This window comes from uncultured Demequina sp., from assembly GCF_913055775.1.
GTDB lineage: Bacteria > Actinomycetota > Actinomycetes > Actinomycetales > Demequinaceae > Demequina.
In genome coordinates, this window is the sequence record NZ_CAJXJX010000127.1 from 1 (window position 1) to 7,814 (window position 7,814).

Annotated in this window: 9 protein-coding genes; 8 read left to right on the plus strand and 1 reads right to left on the minus strand. The window is 69.7% G+C overall.

Going from position 1 to position 7,814, the window contains the following annotated elements; all coding sequences use genetic code 11:
- Both QZ483_RS11455 and QZ483_RS11460 read left to right on the plus strand, forming a co-directional pair.
- A partial coding sequence (locus tag QZ483_RS11455) for an aldehyde dehydrogenase family protein (RefSeq protein WP_297084092.1) occupies window positions 1-1,143 on the plus strand: 1,143 nt, incomplete at its 5' end.
- Window positions 1,144-1,247: 104 nt separating this feature from the next.
- On the plus strand, window positions 1,248-2,927 hold the full coding sequence (locus QZ483_RS11460) for an alpha/beta-hydrolase family protein (RefSeq protein ID WP_297084094.1): 1,680 nt from the start codon (window positions 1,248-1,250) through the stop codon (window positions 2,925-2,927).
- Window positions 2,928-2,936: 9 nt separating this feature from the next.
- On the opposite strand, the gene QZ483_RS11465 is transcribed toward QZ483_RS11460, so the two are convergent.
- Window positions 2,937-3,533, minus strand: a complete 597-nt coding sequence (locus QZ483_RS11465; protein WP_297084096.1) for a gamma carbonic anhydrase family protein — start codon at window positions 3,531-3,533, stop codon at window positions 2,937-2,939.
- Between the two features lie 125 nt (window positions 3,534-3,658).
- On the opposite strand from QZ483_RS11465, the gene QZ483_RS11470 reads away from it, so the two are divergent.
- From QZ483_RS11470 to QZ483_RS11495, 6 genes are all read left to right on the plus strand, one after another.
- Window positions 3,659-3,811 carry a hypothetical protein gene (locus QZ483_RS11470; protein ID WP_297084097.1) on the plus strand — a complete coding sequence of 51 codons (153 nt, stop codon included), beginning with the start codon at window positions 3,659-3,661 and terminating at the stop codon, window positions 3,809-3,811.
- Between the two features lie 11 nt (window positions 3,812-3,822).
- The gene (locus QZ483_RS11475; RefSeq protein WP_297084098.1) at window positions 3,823-4,470 is read left to right on the plus strand and encodes a CDP-alcohol phosphatidyltransferase family protein; all 648 of its coding nucleotides are present in this window, start codon (window positions 3,823-3,825) and stop codon (window positions 4,468-4,470) included.
- Between the two features lie 65 nt (window positions 4,471-4,535).
- Complete coding sequence (locus QZ483_RS11480; RefSeq protein ID WP_297084106.1) at window positions 4,536-4,925, plus strand: FHA domain-containing protein; 390 nt, start codon at window positions 4,536-4,538, stop codon at window positions 4,923-4,925.
- Between the two features lie 4 nt (window positions 4,926-4,929).
- Window positions 4,930-5,652 carry a MerR family transcriptional regulator gene (locus tag QZ483_RS11485; RefSeq protein ID WP_297084100.1) on the plus strand — a complete coding sequence of 241 codons (723 nt, stop codon included), beginning with the start codon at window positions 4,930-4,932 and terminating at the stop codon, window positions 5,650-5,652.
- A 104-nt stretch (window positions 5,653-5,756) separates the two neighbouring features.
- On the plus strand, window positions 5,757-6,329 hold the full coding sequence (locus QZ483_RS11490) for a MerR family transcriptional regulator (RefSeq protein WP_297084102.1): 573 nt from the start codon (window positions 5,757-5,759) through the stop codon (window positions 6,327-6,329).
- A 99-nt stretch (window positions 6,330-6,428) separates the two neighbouring features.
- On the plus strand, window positions 6,429-7,814 hold a 1,386-nt coding region (locus QZ483_RS11495; protein ID WP_297084103.1), incomplete at its 3' end, for a biotin carboxylase N-terminal domain-containing protein.

Sequence of the window (7,814 nt, forward strand, 5' to 3'; positions counted from 1 at the left end):
GCCGATTCACCGCGCTTCGTCAGGCAACTGCTCGATGCGGTTCGGTCGCTGCGCGTGGGACGGCCGTGGGAGCCGGGTTCGCAGATGGGCCCCGTCATCGCGGAGCCCCAGGACAAGCTCCTTCGCGGGCTGACGGAACTGGAGCCGGGCGAGACCTGGTGGGTCGAGCCCGAACGACTCGGCGACGCGCTGTGGACCCCGGCGGTGCGCGGATGGGTTCAGCCTGGGTCGTTCATGCACGAGGTCGAGTGCTTCGGTCCCGTGCTGGGAGTCATGCGCGCCCGCGACCTCGATCACGCCATCGCGCTCATCAATCAGGTCGACTATGGGCTCACGTCAGGCATTCACACCCTCGATGAGGCTGAGGTGCGGGCCTGGATCGACGGGATCGAGGCCGGCAACCTGTACGTGAACCGCGGCATGACCGGCGCGATCGTCCAGCGCCAGCCCTTCGGGGGCTGGAAGCGATCGGTCGTGGGCGCGACGGCGAAGGCCGGGGGACCGCACTACGTCGCGACGCTGTGCGACTGGGAGCGGATCGAGGAGGTTCCGAGCACGGGCGCACCGCTTGGCGATGCCGTCGAGGAGATCGTCAGCGCCGTCCGCGCGGACTGGGTGCGCGCAGCGGCGGAGCGCGATGCCGTGGCGTGGCGCGACCGTTTCAGCGTGGGCCACGACCCGACGGGGCTGGCGGCCGAGCGCAACGTGCAGCGGTACGTCCCCGCGCCGGTCATGGTGCGCTGGGACGGCGGCGACGCGGAAGCGCTGGCCCGCGTATGCGCGGCACGGCAGGTCGCGGGTGGCACCGGGACGATCTCGAGCGCCCGCGAGATCCCGGCCCCGCTCAAGCGCGCGCTGCGGGCTGCGGGAGCGCGAGTGGTGGTGGAGGACGACGACAGCGCCGTGGCTCGGGCCCGAGCCGAGACCGCAGGCCGCGTCCGCTGGGTCGGCACTGTCGACGACGCGTGGCGGGGGAGTGCTGACCTCGCTGTCTTCGACGGCGCGGTGACGGGCTCCGCGGAGCACGAGCTGCTGCCGTTCGTGCGCGAGCAGGCGATCTCGATCACCGCCCACCGCTACGGCACCCCATTCGAACCCGCCTCACGCGTCGCCCAGTCCTTGGTCGCCTCCGGACGCCCCTAGGCGCGCCGACACCGCGCGAGGTCGCCGCCCGCTCTCCACGAGCCGGCGCGGAAGGACCTCTACTGTGGTGCCCGGAGCGGGGTGGTCCCGCCGGAGGAGGCGCCATGAACCTGCCCCTGCTGGACCGGTTGCCCCGGGCGCGGCACGAACTCGACCTCGCCGGCGCTGTCGTCGGAGTGCTGGCGATCATCGTGGCCCTCACGCCCTCGCTCCTTCCGCGGCCCAACTGGGCGCAGGGATTCGTCTGCGGACTCGCCTTCGCGGTGGGGTACGGAGCGGGAGTGGGCTTGTGGCGCCTCGCTGTCACGGTGTCCCGTGGCCGCCTCCGTCGTTCGGCCGATGCGCCGTGGTGGCTGGTAGCCCTGGTGGCGCTGGCGGCGGTGATGGCCCTGATGCCGCTGGCCGTCGGGTGGCAGAACTCCGTGCGAGAGGCCGTCGGCGAGGCCCCCACGTCAGGCTTCGACTGGCTCGTCGGTGCGCTCTTCTACGCGGTGGGAGCCACGCTGGCGTTCAGCATCGGACGCGGCGTCGCGCGCGGGTGGCGTGCGCTGCACCGGCTCGCGCTGCGGTGGATTCCTGGCGATCGGTCGCGGCGTCGCGTGCGCGTCCTCGACGGCGCTGCAACCTTCGTCGCCATGCTCGTCGTCGCATCGGCCGCGCTCTCCATGCTGTCGCTGCTGCTGACGGCGGTCTCGGTCCAGAGCAACCGCGCCTACGACCCGGAGTACCCGCAGCCCTCGAGTCCACTCAAGTCCGGCGGCGAGGACAGCCTCATCGCCTGGGACCAGGTGGGACAGGCGGGCGCGAAGATCGTGGGTGGCGGGCCCTCGGCGGCTCAGATCACGGCCGTGACCGGAGTGGAGGCCGTCGATCCCATTCGCGTGTACGTGGGGATCGACGTTCCGGGCTCGTTCGAGGAGCGTGCGCAGCTCGCGGTCGCGGAGCTCGAGCGCACCGGCGCCGCGGAGCGGTCCGTGCTCATGATCGCCGGCACCACCGGGTCGGGGTGGCTCGACCCCGCTGCGATCGACGGTTTCGAGTACCTGCACGCCGGCGACACGGCGATCGTCGCGCAGCAGTACGGAGCGACGGGAAGTCCGGTCTCTGCTCTCCTGACGCCCGACCTCTCGCAGGACGGGACCACTGCGCTCGTCGAGGCCGTGACGCAGTGGTGGAACGAGCTTCCGGCAACCGATCGCCCGCAGCTGATCGTGTACGGGCTCAGCCTCGGGTCCTTCGGGATCCAGTCCGCATACGAGGACGGAAGCGACTTGATGGCATCGACCGAGGGCGCCGTGCTCGCCGGAACCCCCAGCTTCACTCCCGTGTGGAGCGCCTTCGAGGACGCTCGCGACCCGGGCAGTCCGTACAGCCTTCCGGTCCTCGACGACGGGCAGCACGTGCGATGGGCCGCGCAGCAAGGCGAGCTCGCGGCCTTGGGCGGCGAATGGGACGACACCAAGATCGCGTTCCTGCAGCACGGAACCGATCCGATCGTCTGGATCGGCCCCAGCGTCGTCTGGTCCGAGCCCGAGTGGATGAAGGAAGGTGAGCGGTCTCCCGAGATCTCGGAGGACATGGTGTGGATCCCCGTGGTCACCGCATTCCAGGGCGTGATCGATCTGATCCTCAGCACGGCGGTTCCCGAGGACGCCGGTCACAAGTACGGCAATCTCGCCGTCGACGCCCTGCATGAGGTCTCGGGAGACGCCGGCCTGGATGAGGACGCACTCGAGCGCGTCAGGACGCTGATCGAGACGTACGACACCTACGTCGTGGAGTAGCCCGGCGCGTCAGTCCTCCATGACGGTGTCGTCGGCGTGGGCGCCGTAGAACTCGGACTGACCCTCCATGATCTCGACCATCGAGCTCGTGCGGGTGGCTCCGTACACCGTGCCGGGGAAGTCCAGGCCCTGCTGCACGCGCCACACCTCCTCGTGCTCATGCGCGGAGGCAAGCTGGGCGGGATCGCCCACCGCGACCCAGCCGATCGGCACCACTGAGCGCGGGGCGAGCGCGGTGTTGACCTGGACCACGGCGTTGACGCGCACCTCGCAGCCCTGACGCGCGAGCGAACCCGGGAACAGGGAGGCTCCGGTGGCGATGAAGCACTCGTTCTCGATGGTCGATCCGTTGATGTGGGCGTGGGGACCCACGAGGACGTGGTCGCCAATCGACGTCGGGTGGCGCCGACGCCCCTTGACCACGGCGTTCTCCATGATCACGACCTTCTCGCCGATGCTGACCGGGCCACCTTCCGCTGTCACGACCGCGCCGTGCAGGATCCGGCAGTCCGCTCCGATGGTGACGTCGCCGCACACGACGGCGGAGGGCGCGACGTAGGCGCTGTCGTGGATGGAGGGCGTGTGGCCGCGGCTCGCGATGATCATGCGCCCACCCTAGAAGACGGCCGTGTGGCGTCCTGCAGTCGCGCTCGTGGCGTCATAGTCTGGAGGTGTCCGGATCGGACTGCCTGATGCGGACGCATTGCGAACTCGCACGAAGGGAGCACGCCATGAACGACCAGCACGCCGTCGACACTCGTCGGTACCGCTTCGAGCAGATCAAGGCGAAGGAACTCGCGCGCGGTGCCTCTGAGGACGAGGCCACACGCATCGCCGCTGAGACCGTGGACAAGGTCGTAGCAGCGAAGGACGACGCCGAGTAGACTCACCGACCGTGGGTGACACGGCTGGTGCGAAGCGGAGCGACGTGCCTTCGACCGTGTCGACAGCCCTGTGGACGGTGCCCAACGCGATCTCGCTCGCGCGGATCGCGCTCATCGGCGTGTTCGGCGCGCTCCTGGTCGCCGAGCAGGACGCCTGGGCCATCGTGGCGCTCGCTCTCGCGGGCGTCAGCGATTTCCTCGACGGCTACCTCGCGCGACGGTGGAACCAGGTCACCCAGGTGGGCCGCATCCTGGACCCTGCGGCGGACAGGCTGCTCACGGTCGTCGTGGTCGTGGGCCTCGCGGTGCGCGGCATCATCCCGTGGTGGCTGCTCGTCATCCTGATGGCCCGTGACCTGCTGGTGGCCATCGCGTTGCTCATCGGGCGCTCGCGCGGGATCCAGCCGCCGCACGTGACGTTCGTGGGCAAGGCCGCCACTGCGGCGCTGTACGTGGCGCTTCCGCTGGCCTTCCTCGCGTACGACAGGTGGGACGGGATCCACCTGGCGGCCATCGTGCTCGCGTGCGTCGCGTCCGCGCTGTACTGGGTGTCCGGGCTTGGCTACGTGCGCGTGATCCGCGCGCAGATCCTCGCTCCAGAGACCGACTCGCATGACGGCGGCGCGTCTGTCGCGACGCCGGACGAACGCCTAGGATGATGAGACCGGATCGTCTCACGGAAGGAGGAGCCATGACGTTCGATGAGAGCCCCGTGGAGCGCACGATGTCACTCGACGCACAGATCGTGCCCGACGAGCATGCGCCGCACCGCATGTCATCGCAGGACCAGACGGCGGTGGACGCCCTCGACTCGACCTGCGCCCTCCTGATCGTGCACCACGGACCCAACCAGGGCGCGCGGTTCCTTCTCGACGTCGACGTCACCACGGCCGGCCGTTCGGTCTCCGGTGACATCTTCCTCGATGACGTCACCGTCAGCCGCGAGCACGCGCGATTCGTGCGCGACGGCACCACGTTCCGTGTGGTCGACGCCGGTTCGTTGAACGGCACCTACGTCAATCGCGAGAGCGTGACGGAAGCCGAGTTGCACGACGGCGACGAGGTGCAGATCGGGAAGTACCGCATGACCTTCTACCCGGGCGTCACCGGCTGAATCGATGGTCGCGCTCAAGGCAGTCGCGCCGACACCTGAGCAGGAAGGCGCCGGCGCGCGCGAAGGAACCTGGCCCCACCAGCTGTCCCACGATCCCGAACTGCGCGTCAGCGACGTCCTCGAGCAGCTATCGCACGAGTTTCCTGCGCTGAGCTCGTCGAAGCTCCGCTTCCTCGACTCGAATGGCTTGGTCACGCCGCATCGGTCCGGCGCCGGCTACCGCCAGTACTCAGCCGCAGACGTCGAGCGCCTGCGCTTCGTTCTCACGCGCCAGCGGGACGAATACCTGCCGCTGAGCGCGATCGCCGAGCAGCTCGGAGACCTCGATGCCGGCCGCGTCCACCATCCGGTGGGACCGCGAGCGGTCGGGGAGTCGGCCTCGACGCTCACACCGATCGCGCTCGCTCACGCCGCGACGGTCGACGTCGACATCGTGGAGCAGTTGGCGGCCGCAGGGCTGATCGAACAGACGGGACCGGGGCGCTATGGCCCTGAGGCCGTGCCCCTCGTCATCGCGGGAGCCGCCTACCTGGGCTCCGGTGGCGATCCCCGGTCGCTGGCGACGCTTGCCCGGGCCGCGCGTCGTGAGGCCGAGCTGGCCACGGACGCTGCGCGCCCGCGCCGGGCCCGTGGTGACGACGCGACTGCCGACACGCTCGAGCGGGCCCGCGCCGATGCCGCGGTCGCGCTGTTCAGCGCTTGTGTGCACGACAGAATCGGCCGATAGACCCAGGGACGGCGACACGCGCGTCGGCACACCGGCGTCGGTCGTTGACCTGGCTGGTGCACCGCCCTACCGTGGGTGGTGCAGGACGAGACGAGGGAGATCCCATGGCTGAGCAGGGCGGTCACGACGTGGCCCCGGCGGTCGACCAGGGCATCCTCTTCGACGACGGACTCACGCACCTCGACGAGAACGCCGGCTACCGCGGTCCGACCGCGTGCAAGGCGGCGGGCATCACGTACCGCCAGCTGGACTACTGGGCGCGCACAGGGCTCGTGGAGCCGAGCGTCAAGTCTGCCACCGGCTCGGGAACGCAGCGCCTGTACGGCTTCCACGACATCCTCGTGCTGCGCGTCGTGAAGCGCCTGCTGGACTCCGGGGTCTCGCTGCAGCAGATCCGCACCGCGGTCGGCAATCTGCGCGAACGCGGCGTCGACGACCTGTCGCGCATCACCCTGATGTCCGACGGTGCGTCCGTGTACGAGTGCACCTCCGACGATGAGGTCATCGACCTGGTCCAGGGAGGGCAGGGGGTCTTCGGCATCGCGCTGGGCAAGGTGTGGCGCGAACTCGAGGGTTCGCTGTCAGAGCTGCCCGCCGATCGCGGCGATGGTGCCGAGCGCACGTCGGACGTCGATGAGCTCGCCGCACGTCGGGCCAAGCGCTCGACCGCGAGCTGATCTGCGCGATTCGGCAAGAATCCAGCATCTTCGCCCGCGCCGTGTACTGACGTAGCGGGGCGCACCTGGCACACTGAGGCGAACGTCGAAAGGGAGTCAATGTTCGCCAAAGTGCTGGTCGCGAACCGCGCCGAGATCGCCGTCCGTGCCTTCCGTGCCGCGTACGAGTTGGGCGCGAGGCACGTCGCGGTCTTCCCGCACGAGGACAGGATGTCCGAGCACCGCGTGAAGGCCGATGAGGCCTACGAGATCGGCGAGCAGGGACACCCCGTCAAGGCGTACCTGGACATCGACGAGATGATCCGCGTGGCGAAGCTCTCCGGAGCGGATGCGATCTACCCCGGATACGGCTTCCTGTCCGAGAATGTCGACCTCGCCCGGCGCTGCGCGGAGGAAGGGATCACCTTCATCGGCCCGCCGGCCGACGTGCTCGCGAAGGCCGGCGACAAGGTGGCCGCGTTGAAGGCCGCCCGTGAGGCGGGCGTGCCGGTGCTGGACTCGTCCGAGCCCTCGAAAGACCCCGACACCCTCATCGAGGCTGCCGAGCGCATCGGCTTTCCTGTGTTCGTCAAGGCGGTCGCCGGGGGAGGGGGGCGCGGCATGCGCCGCGTCGAGCGGCGCGAGGAGCTCCCGGATGCACTCGCAGCGGCCATGCGCGAGGCCAACAACGCGTTCGGCGACCCCACCGTGTTCCTCGAGCAGGCGGTGCTCGGACCGCGTCACATCGAAGTGCAGATCCTCGCCGATGCCACGGGTGAGACGGTCCACCTGTACGAGCGGGACTGCTCCGTCCAGCGTCGGCACCAGAAGGTGATCGAGATCGCTCCAGCGCCCGCGCTCGACCCCGAGATTCGTGACGCGCTGTGCCGCGATGCCGTCAAGTTCGCGGAGTCGATCGGCTACCGCAACGCCGGCACCGTCGAGTTCCTGGTCGCCACCGAGGGCGAACGCGCGGGCCAGCACGTCTTCATCGAGATGAACCCGCGCATCCAGGTCGAGCACACGGTGACCGAGGAGGTCACCTCGATCGACATCGTCAGCGCGCAGATGCGGATCGCGGCGGGGGAGAGCCTCGCGGACATCGGCATCCGTCAGGACGAGGTGAGGACGAACGGCTTCGCGGTGCAGACGCGCATCACCACGGAGGACCCGACGAACGGCTTCCTGCCGGACACCGGCCGCATCCTCGCGTACCGCTCGCCGGGCGGCGCGGGCGTCCGCCTCGACGGAGCGACGGGCATGGCCGGCAACACCGTTACCGGCCACTTCGACTCGATGCTCGTGAAGCTCACGTGCCGCGGTCACGACTTCGAGCAGGCCGTCCGCCGCTCATCGCGCGCGCTGGCCGAGTTCCGGATCCGTGGCGTCACCAACAACATCCGGTTCCTACGCGCTGTTCTGGCGGACGCCGACTTCCGGGCCGGCGGCGTGACGACGGCGTTCATTGAGCAGCGCCCCGAGTTGCTGGAGGTGCCGGAGAGCGCC